Source organism: Paenibacillus sp. p3-SID867 (assembly GCF_025142895.1).
Classification (GTDB): domain Bacteria; phylum Bacillota; class Bacilli; order Paenibacillales; family Paenibacillaceae; genus Paenibacillus_AQ.
Genome location: NZ_JAMBDM010000014.1, coordinates 68,134 through 92,296, shown reverse-complemented (window position 1 = coordinate 92,296; position 24,163 = coordinate 68,134). Strand labels below are relative to the sequence as shown.

At 51.8% G+C, this 24,163-nt stretch carries 21 protein-coding genes; 16 read left to right on the top strand and 5 right to left on the bottom strand.

Annotated features, from left to right (window positions below):
• Positions 1-14 precede the first annotated feature (14 nt).
• The 9 genes from M4D81_RS25140 (at position 15) to cydC (ending at position 11,391) form a co-directional block, all read left to right on the top strand.
• Positions 15-917, top strand: a complete 903-nt coding sequence (locus M4D81_RS25140) for an ABC transporter ATP-binding protein (protein WP_071222055.1) — start codon at positions 15-17, stop codon at positions 915-917.
• The gene (locus M4D81_RS25135; protein WP_260068445.1) at positions 910-2,214 is read left to right on the top strand and encodes an ABC transporter permease; all 1,305 of its coding nucleotides are present in this window, start codon (positions 910-912) and stop codon (positions 2,212-2,214) included. The genes M4D81_RS25140 and M4D81_RS25135 overlap by 8 nt, the downstream gene beginning before the upstream one ends.
• An 80-nt stretch (positions 2,215-2,294) precedes the next feature.
• Positions 2,295-2,477, top strand: a complete 183-nt coding sequence (locus M4D81_RS25130; RefSeq protein ID WP_260068444.1) for a hypothetical protein — start codon at positions 2,295-2,297, stop codon at positions 2,475-2,477.
• A 121-nt stretch (positions 2,478-2,598) separates the two neighbouring features.
• Positions 2,599-3,813 (top strand): TraB/GumN family protein, encoded by a 1,215-nt coding sequence (locus M4D81_RS25125; RefSeq protein WP_260068443.1) that lies wholly within the window; start codon positions 2,599-2,601, stop codon positions 3,811-3,813.
• Positions 3,814-4,028: 215 nt separating this feature from the next.
• Complete coding sequence (locus M4D81_RS25120) at positions 4,029-5,036, top strand: LacI family DNA-binding transcriptional regulator (protein ID WP_260068442.1); 1,008 nt, start codon at positions 4,029-4,031, stop codon at positions 5,034-5,036.
• A 376-nt stretch (positions 5,037-5,412) separates the two neighbouring features.
• Positions 5,413-6,771: a cytochrome ubiquinol oxidase subunit I gene (locus M4D81_RS25115; protein WP_260068441.1), complete on the top strand. Its 1,359-nt coding sequence runs from the start codon at positions 5,413-5,415 to the stop codon at positions 6,769-6,771.
• Complete coding sequence (locus M4D81_RS25110; RefSeq protein ID WP_260068440.1) at positions 6,768-7,784, top strand: cytochrome d ubiquinol oxidase subunit II; 1,017 nt, start codon at positions 6,768-6,770, stop codon at positions 7,782-7,784. Before M4D81_RS25115 ends, M4D81_RS25110 begins: the two co-directional genes overlap by 4 nt.
• Positions 7,785-7,849: 65 nt before the next feature.
• Positions 7,850-9,670: a thiol reductant ABC exporter subunit CydD gene (gene cydD, locus M4D81_RS25105; RefSeq protein ID WP_260068439.1), complete on the top strand. Its 1,821-nt coding sequence runs from the start codon at positions 7,850-7,852 to the stop codon at positions 9,668-9,670.
• Positions 9,667-11,391 (top strand): thiol reductant ABC exporter subunit CydC, encoded by a 1,725-nt coding sequence (cydC, locus tag M4D81_RS25100; RefSeq protein ID WP_260068438.1) that lies wholly within the window; start codon positions 9,667-9,669, stop codon positions 11,389-11,391. Before cydD ends, cydC begins: the two co-directional genes overlap by 4 nt.
• A gap of 114 nt (positions 11,392-11,505) precedes the next feature.
• Here cydC and M4D81_RS25095 read toward each other — a convergent pair whose 3' ends face one another.
• Entirely contained in the window at positions 11,506-12,276 is a 771-nt protein-coding gene (locus M4D81_RS25095; protein ID WP_260068437.1) for a sulfite exporter TauE/SafE family protein, read from the bottom strand.
• Entirely contained in the window at positions 12,276-13,751 is a 1,476-nt protein-coding gene (locus M4D81_RS25090) for a carboxylesterase/lipase family protein (protein ID WP_260068436.1), read from the bottom strand. The genes M4D81_RS25095 and M4D81_RS25090 overlap by 1 nt, the downstream gene beginning before the upstream one ends.
• 125 nt (positions 13,752-13,876) lie before the next feature.
• Between M4D81_RS25090 and M4D81_RS25085 the strand changes: the two genes are divergently transcribed.
• From M4D81_RS25085 to M4D81_RS25070, 4 genes are all read left to right on the top strand, one after another.
• Entirely contained in the window at positions 13,877-14,785 is a 909-nt protein-coding gene (locus tag M4D81_RS25085) for a LysR family transcriptional regulator (RefSeq protein ID WP_260068435.1), read from the top strand.
• A 61-nt stretch (positions 14,786-14,846) separates the two neighbouring features.
• Complete coding sequence (locus M4D81_RS25080; protein ID WP_071221958.1) at positions 14,847-15,725, top strand: helix-turn-helix transcriptional regulator; 879 nt, start codon at positions 14,847-14,849, stop codon at positions 15,723-15,725.
• A 78-nt stretch (positions 15,726-15,803) separates the two neighbouring features.
• Positions 15,804-16,550, top strand: coding sequence for a phytanoyl-CoA dioxygenase family protein (locus tag M4D81_RS25075; protein ID WP_311200702.1), 747 nt, complete (start codon positions 15,804-15,806; stop codon positions 16,548-16,550).
• Positions 16,551-16,555: 5 nt separating this feature from the next.
• Positions 16,556-16,777 carry a hypothetical protein gene (locus tag M4D81_RS25070; protein WP_260068433.1) on the top strand — a complete coding sequence of 74 codons (222 nt, stop codon included), beginning with the start codon at positions 16,556-16,558 and terminating at the stop codon, positions 16,775-16,777.
• Here the strand turns inward: M4D81_RS25070 and M4D81_RS25065 are convergent.
• From M4D81_RS25065 to M4D81_RS25055, 3 genes are read right to left on the bottom strand one after another with little or no spacing between them, the layout of a single operon-like run.
• Positions 16,774-17,304: a chromate transporter gene (locus tag M4D81_RS25065; RefSeq protein WP_194540830.1), complete on the bottom strand. Its 531-nt coding sequence runs from the start codon at positions 17,302-17,304 to the stop codon at positions 16,774-16,776. The genes M4D81_RS25070 and M4D81_RS25065 overlap by 4 nt on opposite strands.
• 25 nt (positions 17,305-17,329) lie before the next feature.
• Positions 17,330-17,977, bottom strand: a complete 648-nt coding sequence (locus M4D81_RS25060; RefSeq protein ID WP_260068432.1) for a chromate transporter — start codon at positions 17,975-17,977, stop codon at positions 17,330-17,332.
• Positions 17,977-19,515 carry a sulfatase family protein gene (locus M4D81_RS25055; protein ID WP_260068431.1) on the bottom strand — a complete coding sequence of 513 codons (1,539 nt, stop codon included), beginning with the start codon at positions 19,513-19,515 and terminating at the stop codon, positions 17,977-17,979. The genes M4D81_RS25060 and M4D81_RS25055 overlap by 1 nt, the downstream gene beginning before the upstream one ends.
• A gap of 124 nt (positions 19,516-19,639) precedes the next feature.
• Between M4D81_RS25055 and M4D81_RS25050 the strand changes: the two genes are divergently transcribed.
• The 3 genes from M4D81_RS25050 to M4D81_RS25040 all read left to right on the top strand — a co-directional run bounded on the left by M4D81_RS25050 (position 19,640) and on the right by M4D81_RS25040 (position 24,028).
• The gene (locus M4D81_RS25050) at positions 19,640-20,494 is read left to right on the top strand and encodes an AraC family transcriptional regulator (RefSeq protein WP_071221952.1); all 855 of its coding nucleotides are present in this window, start codon (positions 19,640-19,642) and stop codon (positions 20,492-20,494) included.
• Between the two features lie 74 nt (positions 20,495-20,568).
• Positions 20,569-22,383, top strand: a complete 1,815-nt coding sequence (locus M4D81_RS25045; RefSeq protein WP_260068430.1) for a sensor histidine kinase — start codon at positions 20,569-20,571, stop codon at positions 22,381-22,383.
• 4 nt (positions 22,384-22,387) lie between these two features.
• Positions 22,388-24,028 carry a response regulator gene (locus M4D81_RS25040; protein ID WP_260068429.1) on the top strand — a complete coding sequence of 547 codons (1,641 nt, stop codon included), beginning with the start codon at positions 22,388-22,390 and terminating at the stop codon, positions 24,026-24,028.
• The last annotated feature ends 135 nt before the right edge of the window (positions 24,029-24,163 follow it).

Here is a 24,163-nt window from a genome sequence, read left to right as displayed (position 1 = left end):
GGGGATTTTACGATATGCAACGCTTGCAATTAGACAATGTAGTTAAGATTTATGCGGACAAAACGGCAGTAAACCGGATTTCGCTTCAGGTTGAGGAAGGTGAAATCTACGGGCTGCTTGGCGCGAACGGCGCCGGCAAAACAACCACCATGCGGATGGTGCTTGGGTTGATCTACCCGGATGACGGGACGATTCTGTATAACGGAAAGCCGTATAACAAGGAACTGCGACATATTATGGGTTACTTGCCGGAGGAGCGCGGGTTATACCCGAAAGTGAAAGTCAGCGAGCAGATTTCCTACTTGGCACAGCTGCGGGGCATGTCCGCGAAGGACGCGGATAAGAGTCTGAAATATTGGCTGGAACGGTTTGAAGTACCTGACTATTATGATAAGAAGATTGAAGAACTGTCCAAAGGTAACCAGCAAAAAATGGGATTTATCGCAGCGGTTGTCCACGACCCGCAAATTCTGATTCTGGATGAAGCCTTCAGCGGTCTGGATCCGGTGAACGTCGAACTTCTGAAATCAACGGTAAAAGAACTTCGCGACAAGGGCACGAGCATTCTGTTCTCCACCCACCGGATGGAACATGTCGAGGAGTTGTGTAAGAACATTACCATTCTGCATCGCTCCAATACGGTAGTGAAGGGCAATCTGAAGGATATCAAATCCAAGTATCCTCGTGAAGAAGTGGTGCTTGGTACGTCCGGTGAAGTTAGGGGTCTTGAAGCTCTGGCCGGCGTAACAGCTGTGGAGCGGACAGAAGACGGCTACTCCATCCGGATCAGCCAGGTTGATGCAGCCCAAAACATTTTGAATACGGCCATGTCGCAAAGCACGATCCATCGGTTTGAAGTGAAGGAGCCGACACTCAATCAAATCTTCATAAAGGCGGTAGGTGAATCCAATGAATAATATGTGGACCGTTATCCGATTTACGTTCATGAATAAAGTAAGAACGAAGTCCTTTCTTGTTTCAACCTTGATTTTTGCACTCATTATTACGATTGGGATCAATCTTCCTTTTCTGATTCAAATGTTTACGGGAGATAAGGCGGGGTCCGAAGAAACCACCCGCATCGGTCTGGTTTATGGACAGGAGCAGACGCTCGCCGAACAACTGGAGACTACCTGGAGTAACCTGCCGTCGACCTCCTATGAATTCGTCAAATACGAAACGGCAGATGAAGCCGCTCTGAATAAAGACATTAAAGATGGCGTTATCGAAGGTTATCTGAAATTTGAAGCAAAAGAAGGCAATGCGTTCCCGACGGTGGTCTACAGCTATGAAGACGAGGCCATGAGTCCGGAACTGCAATCCAACCTGCAAGCAGCTCTGCAAGTGGCGAAGACGCGCAGCATTGTAGACGGACTTAATTTGTCCGATGCGCAGATCAATGAGCTGAATACGCCGGTTCAGATCGACGCTCGGGGTATCGACCCTACAGAAACAGGTAACGCAGGCGGAGCTTCCGGAGAGAAGGAAGGGGCCTCCGAGGTTATTAACTACATTGTCGTGTATGCACTGATTATTCTGTTCTTCTTCACTTTGATGGGTACGGGGAATATGATCGCATCTGAAGTCACGACAGAGAAGAGCTCCCGCATTATGGAGATCTTGATTACAAGCGTATCTCCGCTGAGCCAAATGTTTGGTAAGGTTATTGGCATGTTCCTGCTGGGACTGTCGCAGATCGCGGCATTCGGTGTTGTAACCGCCGTGAACCTGATGCTGCCGCACAATATGGATACATTGAAGGATATGAATCTCGACCTGACGGCGATCGATCCGATGCTTCTGGTGTTTGGTTTGATCTTCTACATCCTTGGCTATTTCTTGTATGCGATGCTCTACGCGGCCATTGGTTCGATTGTCAGTCGTACCGAGGATTTGGGTCAAGCCGTTATGCCGATTACGATGCTGTCGCTGGTGGCGTTCTATATCGCGATCTTTAGCCTGAGTGCGCCGAACTCGATGCTGATGAAGGTGTCTACCTACATCCCGTTCATCTCGCCGACCACGATTCTGGTTCGCATCGGACTTGGTGATATCCCAGTATGGGAAATTCTTCTCTCGCTGGCGATCTTGGTCGTAGCCATTCTCATTTTCGGCTGGCTGGCAGCGAAAATCTATCGTACCGGCGTCCTGATGTACGGCAAGCGCCCTACATTTAAGGAGCTTAGAAAAGCGATGAAGGCTTATAAGATGTAAGCACGAACTGTACAAGTAATTTTCAATTTTAATGGATGTCTTTAAATCTGATACTGATCCTTAATAGCGAGGTTGTTAAAATGACCAAAAGTACTAGCTCGAAATTATTAATGTTTTTAAGCGCTGCTGCAGTCGCGATTTTGTTCGGCTTCATGTTCAACACGGAAGGTTCTGCGCTAAAGGATGCCATGCAAGAAGGATTAATGGGAGCAGTTGCCGTGATCGCTGTAGCAGGCTTATGGGCTGCTGGAGCAAAGAAGTAGAAGATATGGGGGGCGCCATACCGACAGCGGTATGGCGAACATAACCCCATAAAATAAATAGTTTGGTGCACGGCTATTCTTCATCGCACCCGATTACACCAACATAAAGGAGATTACATAAATGAAAAATTGGAAAAAAGTGATTTTGTCGCTCACGATTTCGGTAGGTTTACTTGCTTCGGCAGTGCCTGCCATGGCTGCTCCACAGCAGCCAGCAGTAAAAGTGGATAACGAAGTGGTTAAATACTCGCTTGGCACACCGGTTATAGATAAGGGCACAACGCTTGTTCCGCTCAAAACAACGCTCCAGGCGATGGATGTGAAACTGACGGATGCTGCAGATGACACGATCCATGTGGTTGTGGGCGGCAAAACCATTACGCTGAAAAGCAAACTGAAACGAATCAATGGCGTAACGTATGCGCCAATTCGGGTTGTTGGGGACGCTGCGGGCTATAAGGTTAGCTGGGATGCGAAAACACGCACCGTTGTGCTGGTTTCCAAAGAAACGGAGGTCGCACAAACAGGTGGCCGCGGCTTCATGTGGGAAGTGGAGAGCAACGGGAATACCGTTTATCTGGTAGGCTCCATGCACATCGCGGATGACAGCTTCTACCCGCTGCGTCCGGAGTTTGAAGAAGCATTTGCCGAGGCTGATTATCTGGGCGTCGAGATTGATATCAGCAAAGCGGCTGATGAGGAGCAGCAGAAGCTGATCATGGATCTGGGAATGTATCAGGATGGGACAACCTTGAAGGACCATGTATCCAGTGAGACCTATGCCAAGCTTGGGGAAATTCTGAAGCAAAGTGGCATGCAGCCGAACGCACTTGATGCATTCAAGCCTTGGGTTGCCGAAACCACGATTAGTAGTCTGAAATCCGTGAAAGCCGGGTACGACGCATCAGCTGGAATCGACCTGTATTTCATCCAGAAGGCCATTGAACGAAAAGTGCCGATTCTGGAACTGGAGACTTATGGATCTCAGCTGGGCATGTTTAATAGCTTCTCCAAGGAGCTACAGGAGAAAAACCTTAAGATCGCCCTCGATAACTTCGACGTGCTGGACGAGAGCGTGAACCAGATGGCCGAAATGTGGAAAACGGGCAATGACGAGCAGCTGCTCGAGTTCACCAACAGCATATCGGGTGACGAGGAATATAACAAAGCGATGCTGATCGATCGTAACATCGGCATGGCGGACAAAATCGACGGATATTTGAAAAATGGCAAAAACGAAGAGTATTTCATTGTGGTTGGGTCAGCCCATTATCTGGGCGAGCATGGCATCGTGAAGCTGCTGCAGGATAAAGGCTATACTGTCGTTCGCAAATAGATAGCCGCAGGGTTGTGGATAGGGCTGTCAAGAAGTGTGATGCCAACGATTCAGAAAAAAGTCATGGAAATTATCAAACGTTAATGCAAACTATCGCACCGTCCCGAAAGGGGCGGTGCTTTTGTTAAATTAGCTTCGCGGCCAGGCTCCGTACATGTATACTAGTGTTAAGTTAATGTAAACGTACGGAAAATATGCCGCAAGGAGTATAAACAATGAAGGTTAGTATATTTGACGTAGCCAAAAAATCAGGACTGTCCGTCGTGACGGTTTCACGTGTCTTAAACGGTGCCGAATCCGTTCGAGAGAAGAACAGACTAAAGGTTCTGGAAGCCATTAAGGAGCTTGATTACCGTCCCAATGCAGCTGCCCGGAGTTTAGCACGCGGTAAGACAGGAATCGTTGGGTTGATCGTAACTACCCTTCAGGACTCTTTCTTCGACGCTGTGGTCAAGGAGCTGAATGAGGTGCTGGCACTGCACGGTTATTTCCTGGCCATTTCGGTCTCTACGGGTATAGGCTCCGACGAGGCCCATTATCTGATTCAGGAAGACCGCGTGGACGGACTGATTCTGCTCTCGCCGCTAGAAGAAGACAACTATATCGTGGAAATGAAACGCCGAAATATCCCTTATGTCCTGATAGACAACCAGAAGCCGGATAATGACGCTTATTCTGTCACCATAGACAACTACAAAGGCGGCCATACCGCAACGAAGCACCTGCTCGATCTCGGCCATACCTCCATTGCGCATATCAGCGGCCAGGATATGTTCCGCAGCACGAGGGAGCGTCGCAGCGGCTTTCTGCAGGCGCTTGAGGAAAAGCGCCTGGCGCCGTTCGAAATGATTACGGGCGATTTCGAAATCGACTTTGGCTATGAGGTCTGCCGCAAATGGCTGCGGGAGGGACGGCTTCCTGCCGCCGTATTCGCAGGCGATGACAATATCGCGCTCGGGGTCCTGAACGCTCTTTTGGAAGAAGGCATCCGGGTTCCGGAACAGGTAGCCATTGTCGGCTATGATGATCAGTATATCTCATCCAAGCTGCGCCCCCATTTGACAACGGTCCGGCAGCCTGCTGACCGGATTGGGCTTGCGGCAGCGGATATGCTGCTGAAGCGCATGGATGGAACGATGAAACGCGGGGGCAATGTTCGAATTGACCCTGAGCTCATCGTGAGAGAATCTACGGTTAGACCTGTGCAAGGTACGCCTGAATAAACAGAAATACATCCTTATATAGGATTGATGAGAGTGCCTGGTCCCCGAATTTACGGGGACTTTTCTTTTTTATCCATATAAACAGATGAGCATGAATGGTTGACGACAAACCATAATGCATTCGCAAGCCGTCGGCCCGCTTTCGCCCCAGCAGCTTCAAATACCATACATCGGTTAATAGAACAATGACTCGATAGAGTGATTTTCTTGATTTTCACCGAGTTGTCGGAAAGATTCGATTGTTTATTGAACGAGAGGCTTTCGTGATTCATTTGAGATATTCCTTCGTTATAATAACGTTTAAATATCGGGTATGTACTTATTAGGATTAATCCCGATAAACGAATGAACAGGGTTTGAAAGGAGGCAGGATCTCGTGGTTATAGATACGGTGCTGTGGAGCAAATGGTTGACGGGGCTAACATTGGCGTTTCACGTCATTTTTGCCACGGTCGGCGTCGGTGTTCCGTTAATGATTGCCATTGCCGAATTCGTTGGTATACGTAAGAAAGATCCTCATTACATGCTCATGGCCAAAAGGTGGACGAGAGGATTCGTTATTTCGGTGGCGGTTGGCGTAGTGACTGGAACAGCGATTTCCCTGCTGCTTGCGCTTGTATGGCCGAACTTTATGCAAGTGGCGGGGAATGTCATCGCGCTCCCGTTATTTATGGAGGTTTTTGCATTCTTTTTTGAAGCCATATTCCTGGGGATTTATATGTACACCTGGGATCGGTTCCGCAATCCGTATACTCATTGGCTGCTGACGATTCCGATTGTTGCCGGGGCAGGCATGTCCGCAATTTTTATTACGACGGTGAACGGATTCATGAATCAGCCTGGAGGCTTTGTCATGGAGGCAGGCCACTTTACGGCGGTTAACCCGCTGCAAGCGATGATGAATACGGCGACGCCTTCAAAAGTATTCCATGTACTAACCTCGGCCTATTTAACGGGCGCTGCCCTGCTGGCGGGTATCGCAGCCTACGTTATTCTGAGAAAAGGGGCCTCGGCATATTACAAAAAAGCATTGAAACTTATGATGGGGGTTGTTTTGGTGTTCAGCGTGCTGACAACCTTAGCCGGGGATATGTCGGCCAAGTTTCTGGCAGAGCATCAACCGGAGAAGCTGGCCGCCGCAGAATGGCATTTTGAAACGGAAAGCGGTGCAGATCTGATATTACTGGGCTGGCTTAATGCGGAGCAGAAGGTCATGGGAGCCATTCACATTCCGAAAGCGCTCAGCTTCCTGGCCTTTGGAGACTTTGATGCCGAGGTAAAAGGTTTGGAGGAGTTCCCGCTGGATGAAAGGCCGCCGCTGCTTGTCCACTATTTGTTTGATTTCATGGCCGGGATCGGTTTTGTTCTGTTGGCCGTTGCGGTCCTGTATTTCCTGTTTTTGTTCTGGAAGAGACGCAATGAGCTCAACAAGTGGCTGCTTCGGGGCATTGTTTTTAGTGCGCCCCTTGCATTTTTGGGCGTTGAAATGGGCTGGTTCTATGCGGAGCTCGGGCGGCAGCCGTGGATAATCCGCGGATATATGCGCGTAGAGGAGGCAGCTACGACTTCACCGAATGTAAGGATTCTCTTTTTCCTCTTCCTGCTGCTGTATATTGTGCTGGGGACCATGTGTGTCTTTGTACTGAGACGGTTGTTCCGTAATAAACCGGCGGAAGCCGAGCTGGACGAGATTGTGAAAGAGAAACGCTCCACGGGAAAGGGTGAGCCAGTATGATCGATTACGAGTTGATAGGCATCTCCGTCCTTTGGCTGTTTTTATACGGCTATTTAATTATAGCCTCCATTGATTTCGGCGCTGGTTTTTTTGCCTTCTATGCCCGTTTGACGAAGCAGGACCACCTGATCAATCGATTGATATCCCGTTATTTATCGCCGGTCTGGGAAATTACCAATGTGTTTTTTGTCTTTTTCTTTATCGGCATCGTCGGGTTTTTCCCGGACACGGCCTATTATTATGGCTCTGCGCTGCTTATACCGGGAAGCATCGCCATTATTCTGCTGGCAATCCGCGGCTCCTTTTATGCGTTTGAAAATTACGGCTCCAAAGAAAACATTGTGTATCTGTTTTTATACGGGGCCACAGGTTTGCTGATTCCGGCTTCCTTGTCGGTCGCATTAACGCTTTCCGAAGGCGGTTTTATTGTGGATAGAGGGGGGGCTGTTTCTTTGGAATATGGGACGCTCATAACCAGTCCGTTGTCGTGGAGCATCGTTGCATTGGCCATCGTATCGGTGCTGTTTATAAGCGGATCGTTCCTGGCCTTCTACGCCTCCCGGGCGGACGATCAGCCAGCGCTAAAGCTGTTGCGCACATATGCCTTGTTTTGGAGTACGCCCACCATTATTGCCGCGCTCACGGCATTTATTTTCCTCAGTCAGCATAATGAGCGGCATTTTCAAAACATGATGGATTTATGGTGGCTGTTGGCGCTTTCCGTTGGTTTTTTCACGTCAGCCATATGGCTGCTGTACAAAGGACGCCGCTACGGACTGGCTTTTATTTGTGTCATGCTGCAATTTTTCTGTGCATTTTTTGCATACGGCATCGGGCAGTATCCTTATATTCTGGATCCGTACATTACCATTCAGAGCGGGGCCACGCATGAGTCGATGGGCGCTGCGCTTGTGGCAGCCTTTATCGGCGGCCTATGCCTGCTGATACCGTCCCTTATACTGGTCTTCAGGCTATTTCTGTTTGATGCGGATTATGTAAAAGGCAAAAAATAATCGGGGCTCGGGTATCTTCATGTAAGGGTACTTGCATCGGTTTAGTATAAAGGAGGGGAGTTTATTTGAAGGGGAAAACCAGTCTGTTGTCCCAGCAAATGTCCGCACAAAGGAAACGGTTGATACTCTTGGGGTTCATGTCGCTTGCGCTCGGTGCTGCCATGACAGGCCAGGCCGCACTGCTCGCCGAAGCGGGTCAGCGGATTTTTGTGCAGCGGGCTTCCTTTTCGTCGGTAGCTGCCATACTTGGCGCATTGCTGGCCGTGATGGCTGCAAGGACGCTGCTGTCTTATGGAAACGGGATCATCGGCTTGCACATGGCTGCCAGCGCCAAGACGGAGATGCGAGCAGCGGTGCTGCGTAGGCTGGCTAACGCTTCCGTAGCTTCAACGCTTCGTGGACAAACGGGCGGAAAAGTCAGTGTAGCACTGGATGCCGTGGACGAGGCGGACAGTTATTTCAGCCAATATATGCCGCGTATGATAGAAGCCGCCATCATTCCTGTCCTGATTCTGGTCATTGTTTTTACGGAGCATATGAATTCCGGCTTGATTATGCTGGTTACCGCTCCCTTTATCCCGATATTTATGGTGCTTGTGGGTCTGAAAACGAAGAACAAATCAGAGGAAAAATTCGCACAGCTGGCCGAATTTTCCGGTACATTTCTCGACTCTCTTCAAGGGCTGGTTTCGCTGAAGCTGTATGGCCGGACAGATCATCAGCAGCAGGAAATTGAACGCAGCAGCCTTGGCTACCGGGATGCAACGATGGGCATTTTGCGGATTGCATTTACCAACACCTTCATGCTGGAATCCATCGTCATGCTTAGCATTGGCGTTGTCGCGCTTGAGCTGGCGCTGCAGCTGCTGGTTTTCAAGTCGCTTTCCTTCCACACCGCCTTTTTGATCCTGCTGCTGGTGCCCGAGTTTTACAGCCTGTTAAAAAACACCGGAACTGCCTTTCACAGCGGTCGTACCAGCATGGGGGCTGTCCGAAAAGTAGAAGAGATGCTAACGGAAACAAGGGAAGCAGGAGCAGTGACAGATGGGAAAGAGGAGGCCGGGAAAAAGGACAAAACACTCCAGGCCGATCCGATCGATATGACGGATAAGCCTGGGACAGCCGATTTGGGTTTGATTCGGATGCCGCCAACCATCGAACTGAGGGATATCAGATTTCGGTATGCGCCGGATTCGTTCGAGCTTGCAGCCGGCTCCATGTCGTTTGGGCCAGGGGAGCAAATCGCCATCGTCGGTAAAAGCGGATCCGGCAAAACCACCTTGCTGCATCTCATTGCCGGGCTGCTTGCGCCAACGTCGGGAGAAGTACTGGTGAACGGACGTCCGCTCACAAAATACGATGAGGCTTCATGGTTTGAACATGTCAGCTACATTACCCAGCATCCGTATATTTTTGCCGGCACGTTTGCCGACAATATTACGATTGGCGCGGGCAGGGACGTCATCCGGGAAGAAGTCGTGCAGGCGGCGGAGGCCGCTGGACTTGCCGTGGTTGCAGCCGAGTTGGAGCAGGGCTATGACACCTTTGTCGGCGAAGGCGGCCGGGGATTGTCAGGCGGAGAGAAGCAGAGGCTGGCGCTGGCCCGTGCTTTTTTGAAGCAGCCTTCCGTTATTTTGTTTGATGAGCCCACCGTCGGATTGGACCTGCACACCGAACGCGTTCTGCAGCGGTCCATTGCCGAGCTTGCAAGCAAGGCGACCATGATTACCGTGGCGCACCGCTTGTACACGATACGGCATGCCGATCGGATATTGTTTATGGACAACGGAGCGCTGCTGGACAGCGGGCGCCATGATGAGCTTCTAGCGCGTCTGCCCCAATATGCTGACCTGGTGGATGCCCAGCGGAAAGGAGGACTCGCATGAATGAGCTGGCTATTTTAACCAAGTCGATGATTCAGGAACGGAAGGATATTGCCATCGCCATCCTCGGAGGATTCGTTGCCGGCATCGCAGGTGTATGCCTCTTCGCCGCAAGCGGATATGTGATCTCCCAGACTGTATTTGCTCCGCCGCTCTATACCTTGATTGTGCTGACGTCCCTGGTAAAAATACTGGGTCTGCTGCGGGCGGCAAGCCGCTACGCGGAACGCTTGTATTCCCATCGGGCGACATTCTCTCTGCTCAGCCGTTTGCGTACATCCTTTTTTGCCAAGCTGGTTCCTTTGACGCCGGGGATATTGGGTAAAAAGCGGAGCGGGGAGCTGCTCGCACGGATCGTCGGGGATGTGGAGAGCTTACAGCATTACTTTCTGCGCGTTGCCTATCCACCTGTCATTGTTGTTATGGTGTTTCTGGCTACGGTTTTGTTTACTTCCGCCTTTTCATTCTGGATTGCCTGTTTGTTTGTGCTCGGGATGCTGGCAACGGCTTTTGTGGTTCCCGGACTCGTTCTCCTTGGACAGAGAAGGATATATGGCCGCGTGCGCCAAGAACGAGCGGCGCTTTCCACAGAAGTGACCGAGTTGCTATACGGATTCCGCGATTTGAAAGTATACGGGCAAATGAAAAAGCGCGAGCAGCAGCTGCAGCGTACCTCCACCGCATTGGCAGCGGAACAGCAAACGGCAGCCCGGCATTTGCTGCGCGGGCAATCGCTGCATGTTTTTGTATCGTATCTGATTTCATGGGGCGTACTGATTCTTGGCGCCTATTTGATTATGGACGGCTCGCTTGCCGGCGTATATCTCGCCATGCTGGTCATGGCTTCGCTTACGGTGTTTGAAGAAGCTGCGCCAATGGCCATACTGCCTGCATATAAGCTGGATAGCGAACATGCGGCAGCTCGGCTTGCGGAAACGGTTCATGCCGCAGAACAGCAGCCGCCGCAGCCAAGCGGCGTCCTGCTGATCGAGAAAGCCGTTTCCATTGAGCTGAGCGGTGTTTCCTTTCAATATGAAGATGAATGGCGCCCAGCGCTAAAAGACATTTCCCTCTACTTACCGCCGGGATCTAAAACGGCCATTGTCGGGCCGAGCGGATCGGGGAAAACCACCCTCCTCGAATTGCTGCTCAAGCTGCGCACGCCGACAGACGGCCAGATTCGTTTAAATGATACGTCGGTTAAGGATCTGGATGAAACGAGTATTTGGCAAGCCTCAAAGGTTGTGCTGCAGCACAGTCATTTCTTTCGGGGCACCATTCGGGACAACCTGCTGCTGAACGAGGAACCTCATTCCGATCAAGCGTTGTCGGATATACTGGATAAAGTGCAGCTGCAGAACAAGTCCCTGGACGATAGGGTGTATGAAAAAGGGGAGAACTTGTCGGAGGGAGAGAAGCAGCGCTTAGCCTTGGCCCGGGCGATGCTCCGAGAAGGACGGTTATGGCTGCTGGACGAACCGACGTCTTCGCTGGATTACGTTACGGAGCAGCGTGTTTTTCGGCAGCTGCTGGCGCAAGCGGTTAACGATACGCTTGTTCTCATTTGCCATCGGCTGACCGGCTTGGAAGAGATGGACCGGATTCTGGTCATGGACCAAGGCAGGGTGATTGAAGCGGGCACGTATTCAGAGCTGATGGAGCAGCAGGGATATTTTTATGAGATGAAACAAATTGAGCTGCAAATGATCGGCGAAGACGGATAAAACGAATGTGTTCGCTGGAAACGCTGCGTCAGGTCATGACTGGGAGATTGCGCGGCAATTCACTTAGAGATCATGTTTGCTCATTCAACTCCCCGACGGGGGGGGGGGCAAACTCTACAGCAATAGAATGGCGGCACCCATCATTGGGGTGAGGACCATGCAGGTTTTCAGCCAGACAACGGGTACCCGCTTCGTAAACTTTGCCCCCACATACGAGCCGGACATCGTACCGATCACAACAGCGGCGAGCAGTTGAACATCCAGGTACCCGATCGAGAAGTACCCGGCTCCTCCGGCAAGTGCGATTGGCATAATGACCAGCATGGTCGTGCCGGCGGCAATACGCATCGACATGCCGAGGATCAGCATAAGCCCTAACTGGATGAACGGGGTGGAGCCGATTCCGAACAGCCCCGACAAGGCGCCGGTTATGAGTCCGATTAGCAGCGCCTGCAGCCAGTATCGGAAGTCATGGATGCCGCCGGGTGGCACAGAGTCCCCGGAAGCCTCCGACCGACGTGAAACGTACAGCATCCTGAACCATAAGGCTAGTCCAGAGGCGAACAGCATACCGGATGTCATGAAGCCCAGCTTATCCTCGGGAATAAGCGAGGACCAGCCCGAGCTGACCCATGCCCCTGCCGCACCGGCCAAGCCGACGACGGCCCCCGTCTTCAGTGCCATGTTCCCTTCCCGGTAATGGCTGACAGAACCGGAAAGCGACGAGAAGAACATCGCCGCCAGTGCCGTACCCAGCGCGGTATGAATGGGATAACCGAATACGACGGTTAGGATGGATATAATGAAACCTGAGCCGCCTGCGCCTACAAAACCGAGAAGGAGTCCGAGCAGCACCATAACGAGGGCGATATCGACCAACTGCATCAGACTATCCTCCAAACCTGATGAGGAACGCCGATCCCGGCCGGAACCGGCAGGTCATCGCGAACGCAGCAAATCTTGTCCAGAACCATGGTGGCGTGCCCGCTTCCATAGACGGGCCAAGCCGGCAGCGCATGGATATTCGGATCTCCGCTTTGTATAAAGGCAACCCATGCTTCCCGCATGGCGGTTGCCAGTGCATAACTCTCAGCTGCTACAGCATATGGATCCTCGTTGCTGGGTATTTCGGACATGGGATTGCGGATTAACGCCGCATGGATGAGACTGCCTTCATAACCGTGTATCGCGCCGAGTGTGCCGCCGCATTGAAGCCGATACATCCACACCAATGTTCCGGACGATGCCACGGCTTCTGCGAACTGCATCGCTCCAATCGTATATAGATGCTCGGTTAACGCTTTGTTCCAAGCATCACTCGATGACATCGATTGGTTATAACGACCATAGGCATCTCGCACGACAGCGGCATTCGCTCCGAAGAATCGTTCAAGCGTCTCGAAGGCCGGTGATTGAAGCACGGGATCATCTTGAATGAAGATGGCTGCTTCATCCTCATTCGTGCCGATCAGCAGCGGCGGCAGACCGATGCTGCCGGTTAGGCTCGCCAGGGGATCTACGGGGATAACATGGCCATCGGATACCGGGCCGAACATATGCAGGCTGCGCGAGGTATCGGAACCGATCGTTGACTGCGCTTCGATTATTTTCTCCGCAGGAAGTTCAAGCAGCTGATGCGCCTGCGCTGGAGATAATCCCAGCTCTTCTAGCAGCCGGAGAGTCGTGACATTGGCGGTTTGGCAATCCCGTATCGACTGCGTTGCGCCGCTTTGGGCTATAGCCCGGTGAAATAAGCCCTGTGCCGCTTCCATCACGTAAAGTGCGGCCGTGCATTTGGCCCCGGCAGAATTACCGATGACGGTTACGCGCGACGGGTCGCCGCCAAAAGCGGTAATATTCAACTGAACCCATTGGAGGGCGGCCGCGATATCCAGCATGCCATTGTTACCGGAGGTTGCATATTCTTTGCCCAGCAGGTCTACCAAATACAAGAAACCTAATGCGCCGAGCCTATAATTGATCGATACGTAGACGATTTCATCCTCGGCTGCATAGCGAAATCCGTCGCACTCCGCTCCATTGCCCGATATGAATCCCCCGCCATGGATAAAGACCATGACAGGCTTTAACTTATCGCCTGCGCCTGGTGTCCACACATTCAAGTTTAGGCAATCTTCGGACTGTACAAGCTCCGGCATGAAGCCTTGCGGATTATGCTTCTGCGGTGCGATTGGGCCGGATTGGCTGCACGGCCTCACGCCCGGCCAGGGTTGCGGAGGGACCGGAGGCTTGAATCTGCGCTTGCCGACTGGCGGGGCCGCATAGGGGATGCCCCGGAATACATACGCACCGTTTAAATTTTCGCCTTCAACTGTTCCTGATAATGTCTGTACGATCAAGTCGATCGTCTCCTATCCTTACAAGATGAGATTATTATATCTTGTTTGTTTAATGAGCCCTAATATATATTAGATTATATTAATTATAACTTGGGAGTTATGTATTGTAGAAAGTGGGGATCAGTATGGAACTGTTGCAATTAAAGTATTTTCAGACTGCCGCCCGAATGCAGCATATGACAAAGGCAGCCCATAGCCTGCATATATCACAGCCGGCATTAAGCAAAATGATCGCGTCGCTTGAAACCGAGCTGGGAACCAAGCTGTTCGAACGGGAACGTAAATCTATACGGCTGAACGAGCACGGCAAGCTGTTTCTTCGCCAAGTGGATATCGCGCTGCAAGCACTGGAAGACGGAAAGCTGCAGCTGCAGGATGCTAATGGCTGCGTCTCCGCCGTTATCACGCTTGATGTTCGCGTCTCCTCGCATTTACTGCCGGATCTATTGGCCGATTTCCGCAAAGAATGGCCGCATGCAGAGTTTCAATTGCAGCAGCATGTTTCGTCATTCGAAGGCATGCCGAGCTTCGATCTGTGCCTATCCGATGGCGCAACACCACCAAAGGGAACAGCGTCGGTCTGCTTGCTTGAAGAGGAGATCGTGGTTGCCGTTCCCGCCGAGCACCCGCTCGCGGATCGGAACCATGTCAGCTTGCAGGAGCTCAAGGAAGAGAGCTTCATTACCCTGCCTCCGGGTAAATCGCTGCGGGAAACAACCGATGCGTTCTGCCGCCTTGCCGGGTTTACTCCCCGCATCCGATTCGAGAGCGACGACCCCGCCACCGTCCGCGGTCTCATTCGAGCGGGTCAGGGCGTCGCCTTCCTGCCGGTGGTGACATGGGGCGGGTCAACCGGACCTGATGTCGTCCAGCTCCGGCTCGAAGAAAGCTGGTGCAAACGCTCCATCTCCTTGTCTTGGCCCAAGGACCGATACCTCATGCATACGGCGGTGCTGTTTCGGGATTTTGCCATTCGGTACTTTGCTCGGCTGGCCGAATCGCACCGGCAGGACATCGCTCGGAGCGGATTCTAGCCTGTTCGGCTTATCAATGAGGAAGTTAATGTGAATTCGAAAGCGAAAAGGAGCGTCTCAAGTGGAAACCAAGCAGCCTCCCAGGCTAACCAATGAAGAGTACCGATTACAGCCCCACGCGCCTGTTCAAGTATTTCACGGCGTTCATCCGGGGAGAATCCAACTGCACTGGCATGAATTTTACGAGCTGAGTTATGTGGTCTCCGGAAAAGGGGAGCATAGACTCAACGGCTCTTCGTATCCGCTCTCTTCCGGGACCATCTTCTTGCTGACGCCAGCCGATTTTCATGAGCTGGTTTCCTTGGAAGAGGAACCACTTGAAATATATAATCTCATTTTCACCGAAGCTATGATGGATGATAACGTCTACCATTGGTTATTCGGCGGGAAACTTCTGCTGCAAGCACAGCTTGATGAGAAGCGGCTCCCGGGGGTGTTCGCCGACTATGAACGGATGAAGGAGGAGAACGGAGTCTGGCGGGAAGGCAGCGAGATCGCGATCCGGGCTACGCTTCAGCGGCTGTTGGTGGATCTGTATCGTGGCAGCGCCGCAAATCGCCTCCTGCCCGCGAACGGGACGAGAGATCGGCAGCTCAACTTAAACCTGCAAAGGGCCCTAATCTATATTCATCATCATTTCCGTGAGGATTTGAGATTGGAAGATGCAGCTAGCCAGGCCCAATACTCGGCTACTTATTTCAGCGAGTGCTTCTCCAAATCCGTGGGGCAGTCTTTTCAACGTTATCTGCAAAACGTCAGAATGCAATTCGCCGAATCGCTGCTTCAGGCATCCTCGCTGCCCGTTACCGAAATTTGTTATGCTTCCGGCTTTAATACATTGGGGCATTTTGAAAGGGTGTTTCGTCAGCGAAAGGGAATGTCCCCCCGCCAGTACCGCAACAAGGCAGAGAAAGCCGAAGATATGCAGCATTTATCCTAACGAATGCGCAGTATGGCCCTGACCCTCCGGGATATAATGACCACAGTTAACGAAATCCTTAATTGACTGGAGGTTATGATGATGACAACGCAAGCCCTTTCGAAGCAGGAGGTTGAGTTTTATAAGGAACATGGGTACTACCTGTACAATAAGCCGCTCTTTAGTGCCGAAAAAATGCAGGTTCTGACATCTATCTTTGAAGAGCAGCTGGAGGAGAAGGGCAGCAAATTATCCGACGAGCTGGATACGCCGCATTTCCGTGACGAAAGGCTGCTCGACTTTCTGTTATCCGATGAGGTACTGGATCTGGTTGAACCGATCATCGGCCCGAATATCGGGTTGTGGTCCAGCCACTTTATCTGTAAAGATCCGTATGTGGGACGTGCAACGCCATGGCATGAAGATTCGGCCTACTGGAACGGCAGATTAAGCAGCTTCGACAAGATTATCACCGTATGGCTGGCGATCGACCGCAGCTGGAAGGATAACGGATGCATGCGGGTCATTCCGGGTACGCACGATAGTGGTTTCTCGGATTATGAGGAAGTGGACCGGGCGAGCAATTTGTTCGACACCCAAATCAAGAGCGGTTCCATCGATGAGTCTCAAGCGGTTTACTTTGAGTTGGAAGCGGGAGAGTGCTCGCTTCACGATTCGCGGATCATTCATGGCGCGGAGCCGAATACAAGCCCGTACCGCCGCTGCGGGTACACCATGCGGTATTTCTCGACGGAAGCGCTGGTCTATCCGGATAAGAACCCCGGCTTTAAGGTATGGCTGGCCCGCGGTAAGAACATAGCCGGAACGAAATTCGTCAACGAATAACCTGGATGGGGATACGCCGGGCTGCCGATTTTGATCCGAAACTGATTGTGTCCCATAGTGCCCGGGTTAAACGAGTGGATGGCCAGGCGGATTTCGGAACGGACGACACCATAGAAAAGGAAACGAAAACAAGCCGGACCATGAAGGTTCCGGCTTCTTATTCGTGCTTTGGAAAGCCAGCCTTGTCCAATCCATCACATACGGCTGACAGCCATCCAACTTATTAGAATAAAACAATACCTGCAGCACCGGCCATGAGGAGAATCAACAGGGGGTGGAGTTTGTATTTCAGCAAGAGAAATAAACAGGCTCCGCAAATGAGCAGCGTAGGAATCAGGCCCTGTAGGAGCCCTTCCCCCTCATCGGGATACCCAAAGTGAATAGCTGCATATACAATGAGTCCTGTCGTTACGGGACGCAGACCGTATAGAGAAGATTGGACCCATGGATTGCTCCGCATGCGGTAGAAGAGGGCGGATAGCAGCACGATGACGACCAGCGACGGCAGGATGATGCCCGCGGTGGAGACGGCGGCTCCGATATAGCCGGCGGACTGATAGCCAATCAGCGTAGCGGCATTGGTGGCGATCGAACCGGGCGCCATCCCGGCCAGCGCCACGGTTTGCTGGAATTCTGCGGCAGTCAGCAGCCCTTTTTCCGTTACCTCCTTCTGAATGACCGGGATTACCGCATAACCGCCGCCAAAGGACACGAGGCCTACACTTATGAACATTATGAACAAGTCCCAATACATTTCCTATCGCCCCGATTCGTTTCTCTCAAATGTAATATTCCAATTCCGGGCGGCTGTTGGACGCAGCCTTCTTTTCCGTATTCGCTTGAAAACCCAGCCGTTTTTTGATCGGAATGACGGCCATTCCGCACAGTAAGCTTAGAGCAATGAGATAGAGAGGGTGCACGCCTGTAAACAGCATCACCGATATGGTGACAAGCGCGGTGATCGTTGTTGTCGCATCGAAGACGGCATGTTTGGCCATCCGGAAAGCAGCGAAGACGATTAACGCAATAACGGCGCCATGCATCCCCTTTAAAGCGGCTTCTACCTTGGGTTGATCCCGAAAAAAAACGGCGCCTACGCTGATCAGAATCACGATCAAAAACGTGGGGCATGTCACGCCAAGCACAGCCGAAACAGCCCCGGCAATACCGGCTTGCCGGTGGCCGATCATCGCGGCCGCATTCACGCCGACGCCGCCGGGAGCGGAACCGGCAAGCGAGATAAGCTCACCGATTTCCTCTTCGTTTACCCACTTTTTCTTGCTCACCACTTCGCGCTCAATAATAGGCAGCATTGCATACCCGCCCCCGAAGGTGGAGGGTCCGATGCAGCAGAAGGTCCAAAATAGCCGGGCCAGCAGCGTCAATCTTTTTTTCAGACTGCTAAAATATGCGGTTGTCCTTTTCATCAGGCGTGATGAATTCTCGGCATCGGCATCGGCTCCTTGCCAAGCTCGGCCCAGATGTATTTGAGCAGAAGCTCCGCCTTTAGCTGCTCGTACCCTGGTTCATCCCATAAATTGCGCAGTTCGCCGGGATCCGCTTCTAGGTCAAAGAGCTCGCCGTAGGTTTGATTGTAATAAACAGTGATCTTATAACGCTGCTCGATGTACGTTTTTTGATGAATCGTCGAAGGCTCGTGCCGGAATTCGCAGAGAGCATGCTGCCGCGCTGCGTCCACGTTACCGAGCCACACATCCTTTTGGTCGATGCCCGTCATCGCTGGCGGTATCGGTATATTGCAGAAGGATAAGAAGGTAGGGGCCAGGTCGACCAGGGACTGGATCGCATCTGTTCTTTTTCCGGCAGGCACCCGTCCTGGATATCGTGCAATGAATGGAAGCTTGATTAAATCCTCGTAATGGAACCCGCCCTTCGCTTGAAGGCCGTGCTGGCCGAAGAAATGTCCGTGATCGGTGGTGAAAACAACGATCGTATCCTCGGACAGCCCCAGTTCATCCAGTTTATCGAGAATGCTGCCGATATATTTATCCATCATGCTGATCATGCCATAATACACGGCGACCAGCTTCTTCTTGTCATACTCCGTTAACTTGGATTTCGAGCCGTATTCGTAATAATGATGGGAACGGTAGCCGTGAATGCCGAACCCGGTTTCAGCGAGATGCGAAAAATCCGGATTCTCTTCCTGCGTCAAGCGGAAGTGCGGCGGATTGCGGTCATGCTCACCAGGCGTTAAGGATGGGATCGTGAGTTTTTCCGGATCATACATCGAATCCCATGGTTCCGGAACCAGGTATTCCGGGTGCGGGTCGAAGAAGCTCGCCCACATAAAGAAGGGGTCATCCGCCTTTTTATATTGCTCCAACAGAGAGCTGGTTCGCTCGGCGATCCAGGTATTGTAGTGGTATTGTTCCGGTATGGGCCAGGTGTACGTTTGGGTAGGATCCATAGTTCCCGTAGGGGGCAGGAAGTACTCCCGCCAATTGGCACACCCTTGCTCCTCCAGCCATAGGGCATAATGTTGTCCGACATGGGCCTCATTCGTATGGTTTCGGGCCAGCTCGACGTGATCGAATCCGTAAAAAGGTCCGTTAAAATTCCGCCAATACTCCAAATCCTGAAGAATCGGGTAGGCCTCTACGGATGGGTAATCTTCCGTGGATTTTAACGGCTGGAAGTGCGCTTTTCCCACCAGTGCGGTTCGATAGCCTGCGTCTTGGAAGCTCTCTCCTACGGTATGGCGGTCTTCCAGCAGCTTTGTCCCCAGGGTCCATGCTCCATGCTGACTTGGGTACTGCCCCGTAATGATGGAAGCCCGGCTCGGCGTACAGGTGGGATTGGGGCAATACGCCCGATCGAACGTCGTTCCTTGACGCGCAAGGCGGTCCAGGTTGGGCGTAGAGATTTCAGGCTGAAATGCTCCGATGGTATTCCAATGCTGCTGATCGCTTGTGATTAGCAAAATGTTAGGTCTTCTCGACAAGTGTAATCGCCTCCTAGTATGATGATATTGAAAATATCAGGTTATAAAAATAGCGGGGTGTTATATTTTTGTTGTCATTTTGTTATTCCGGATAGAAAAATGAAAAAAAGAGGAGGGAGCCATCATGCAGGAATATGAATATGAGTATGCGGAGTTCATCTATTACACGCCTGGATATTTGGATAAAGAGGAACAGATCTGGCCTGTCCGGGCGGGACGAAGCATAGCCAAGCCCAATTACAGGGTCGGACCGAAACGAATCGAGTGTTACAGCCTGCATTTTGTACATGAAGGCATGGTGAGGCTGGAGTTCGACGGCAAACGAGTGGATCTGCAAAAGAATGATCTGTTCTGCCTGTTTCCGGGCCGGACCTATTATTATCACATGCTGCCTGCGGATACCTCCCTTCAGATGAGCTGGTTAGCAGTGGACGGGAACAGGGTCAAGCCATTGCTGGAGCTGGCTGGCTTATTTCCGGACAACCCGTTCGGCAAACAAATGATATCCTCCAAGGTCAAGGAATCCTCCGAACGCGTGATTGATGCCCTGGCCGGAGCCGAGCGCTGGAAACCGGCGGTATCGCTGGAGCTGCACGGCTTGATTTATGGACTGCTCGCCGGCATGGTCCCGGATATGGCCTCCGCGCAGCCGACGGAACTTGCGGGATGGATTCACGAGTGTTTGGATTATATGGAGCTGCATGCCACCGAGGGGATATCCGTACAGCAGGTTGCCGAATTCGCGGGGGTGCATCGGTCATACTTCTCCAACATGTTCACCCATCAGGTAGGAATGCCGCCGTTAAAATACCTTCAGCGCATTCGAATGGAAAAGGCGAAACGGTTGTTACAAGAAACAGACGCAACAATTACCGAAATTGCTTTGTCTCTCGGCTATCCGAATTTATATTCGTTCACCAGGGCTTTCAAGATCTATTATAAGGTGCCTCCCATAACGATGCGCGGAGCTCGATGCTGACCGTACGGACGGCATTTGCTTTTTTGTAAACGTTTACGATCTGGTTCTTCTGATCTGGAAAAAGGAGAGGCGCCATGAAATTCTCTACGATTCAAAGGTGGATATCACCGAGGCGAAGTATTCAGGGGAAAATCTTTATTGCGTTCAGTGTGGTAACGCTTGTGTCCATCGTCTCCATTACGGTCATCGTGTATATGAGCATGCGCGAGACGATCATGCAAAATGCGATCACCTCGGTTTCGGACAGCATCAGGCAGGCGGATGAATCGCTGAATATGATGCTGGAAGAGATCGACCGGCTGAACACCGTCGTGGTGACCAACAAAAACACGGTAATCGACACCCTGCTGAGCCCTCATGAAGAAATTAGTTATGAATGGTTTCAAGAGCAGAAACGGATCGATGAGTTTCTATCCGTTCTGATCGATTACAAGCCTTACATTTCTCGGATTGCCGTAGTCGGTTTAAACGGCAAGGTGTTTTTCTCAGGTGGTCCGTGGCTGGATAAGACGGTCTTGGGGACCGGAATGATGGATTATATGCTCCAAAATGGATCGCGTCACGCGTACTTCAAGCAAACCGGGGTGTCCGATGCCATCACGGTCGGGCGGGAGATTCGATATAACCGTGAACCGATCGGGGTTGTCATGGTGGATTTGAATTATGATTTCATCCAAAAAACATACGGCGTGAAGCCGACCACCGATAGCATGATCTACGTGCTGGACAAGCAGGGCGGGTTTGTCTATGAGGCTGAATCGGCGCCGTCCTTTGCCCCTTCGTTCGAGAAGATCCTCAACATTCATGGGGAACTCGCAGGGGATGGGGACGCCGTCAAGCAAGCCATTGACGGCAGAGACTATATCGTAGTCAGCCGCCAATCCGGTTATACGGGCTGGACCACCCTGGCTTTGATACCGATGGATTCGCTGCTTAGCGAATCAACAAAACTCCGTAAACTGTTGGCGGAGGTATCGGTTATCGTCTTCATTGTAGTCCTGATCGGTTCGCTGCAGGTATCTTCCCGAATTACCCTCAACATCCGGAGGTTGAAATCCTTAATGATGTTCGTGAAGGAAGGGAATCTGACGTTTCCGAGAAAGGAGATAACCAGCGAGGACGAGACCGGACAGCTGTACCGCGTCTTTGTCAGCATGGTGGAGGAATTGAAGCGACTGCTCGAAGGGATTCGGGTCAGCGAGAAGGAGAAGCGGGAGGCCGAATTGACGGCACTACAGGCGCAAATTCATCCGCATTTTTTATACAACTCGCTTAACACCATCAAGTATTTGGCCAAGATGAACGGCGTGCCGAATATCGAAGAGGTGTCCGGATCGCTGATTGAGCTCATGCGCGGCGTTCTGGGCAATTCGAGCGAATTTCTGACGGTGAGGGAGGAACTGGATTATGTTGAACGTTATATCTCGATCGTGAAGTACAGGTATATGGAGCCGATCCGGATGGTCACCCAGGTTGAGGACGATGCTTTGCTGGAATGCCGGGTGCTGAAGCTGATGCTGCAGCCCCTTGTGGAGAATGCCGTCATTCATGGTATCGGCGCGATGGAGCAGGAAGGGCTCGTGCTGATACGCGTATGCGATGAGGGCAGCGACCTGAAGATTGAAGTGATCGACAACGGAAAGGGCATAATGGAAGGGCAAAGGGCACGCCTGCTGGGCGAGACGGGCAAGAAGGGGGAAACCTCCCGCTTTAGCGGTATGGGCGTGCGGAGTGTGCATGAGCGGATCGTTCATATGTACGGCGATTCGTACGGCGTCAAGCTGTACAGTGAGCCGGGGCTATATACGAAGGCCGAGGTCCGGCTGCCGAAAAAAATGGAGAGTGCGGACAAATCCAGTGCGGATAAATCCCGACAAGAGGTGATATAAAGCCATGTTTCAAGTGCTGCTCGTTGATGATGAGCCATTGGTACGGCATGATCTGCGCACGTTATTGGACTGGAATGAGCATGGATTCGAATTATGCGGCCAAGCGCATAATGGCTTGATGGCCTTGGCCATGATTGAGCAGACTCCCCCGCATATTGCAATCATTGACGTAAATATGCCCGAAATGAACGGCGTAGAGCTCAATCGGGCGATCCAGGAACGGTTTCCGTTCATTCAGACGATTATGCTCAGCAGCTATGATGATTATGATTACGTCAGGGAATGCCTGAAGAACGGCTCCATCGATTATCTGTTGAAGCATCGGCTGGACGGTGCAGCGCTGGTTGCCTTGTTAAACAAAGCAGTCCAGGAATTACGGCAGCAGGATCGGCTGGAAGAACGCATAACTCATGAGGCCGTGGCCGAAAGGCTGAATCCCGCGCTGATCCGCGATTATATCGTGTACCTGGTTAGCGGACGGAAGGATGCAACCACGGAGGTTAAGGCTTTCTCACAAAAAAACAGCCTGTACTCCCACGCGTTAAGCTATGCGGCAGCGGCTGTGCAGATTGTTCCGTTCCTGCTGCTGACGGAGTCATACAGCGACGTGCAAACGAACCGCCTGGTTCAGCAGGCGGTCGATATGATGCAGCAGAGCTTGGGGGATATTCAGGAGCGGACGGCGGCTTACGTGGAGGATGGGCGGTTTGTTGTCGTGTTCGCGTTCAAGGAGCGGAGCGAACATGCCATAAAGAACGAGATCGCCGGACGGATGAGGAAGCTTCAACATGCGCTCGAGCTTTTCCTTAATTTAAAATGCGTGGTCTCCGTCGGACATGTATGCACCAGCTTGTCACAACTCGGCTCCAGTTATAGCTCCGCTGAGCGGGTGCTCGACGCTTCCACCATGGAGCCGTCCGGAAGCAATGCGGTTTCAAGGATGCCGGGCCGGGCCGGGGGACTTACTAGCGGAAACGATCAGCGTGTATCTTTGACGATCGAGGAACACAAGCAGCTTCTGCTTTCAATTGAAAGGCTGGATATCGATGACGTGCACGGGTTAATCTCCTCCATCTTTGCTTCGATCCGCCATCTGCCGGTCCATTCGTATGCAATCCAGATGATCGTCAGCGAGCTTATGTTAACCGGGGATAAGGCATGGAAGACATGGATGCCATCTGCGGAAGCCGTGAAGGAGAAGCTTCCTTCAAGAAGCGAGCTCGGAAGAATCGGCAGTGTCGAGGAGCTGGTGCAATGGCTGCAATTCTACTATGCGGGTTTGCTTGGCCTGCTGAAGCAGCACCGTGCGGCGGGACCGTATTCACGGCATGTCACGCAGGCCGTTCATTTTATTCTGGAGAGGTATCCGGGTTATGTCACGCTGGAGCTGGCCGCGGGTGCCATCGGCCTGAACTCTTCTTATTTAAGCAGGATTTTCAAGGAAGAGACGCAGCGGACGTTCTCGGAGTATCTGAATCAGGTTCGGATCGACGCAGGGCGGAAGCTGCTGGAAAGCGGCAAATACTCGATCAAGGAAATCAGCAATCAAGTGGGTTTCACGACCCATAACTATTTTTTTAAAGTATTCAAGGAAATAACGGGGGTAACCCCGCAAGAGTATTTGAACCGTTTGGGAAGAGGCTAGGCAAAAACCCCAGTATTCGGATCGGCAGGTGAAGCATGCAGCGAAGCTTCCCTTCACAGTTCGTAAAATATGTGGAGTAAAAGGTCATATTTTTGTAATGGGCCGTCTTAAAGGGTGAATTATAATAATCACACA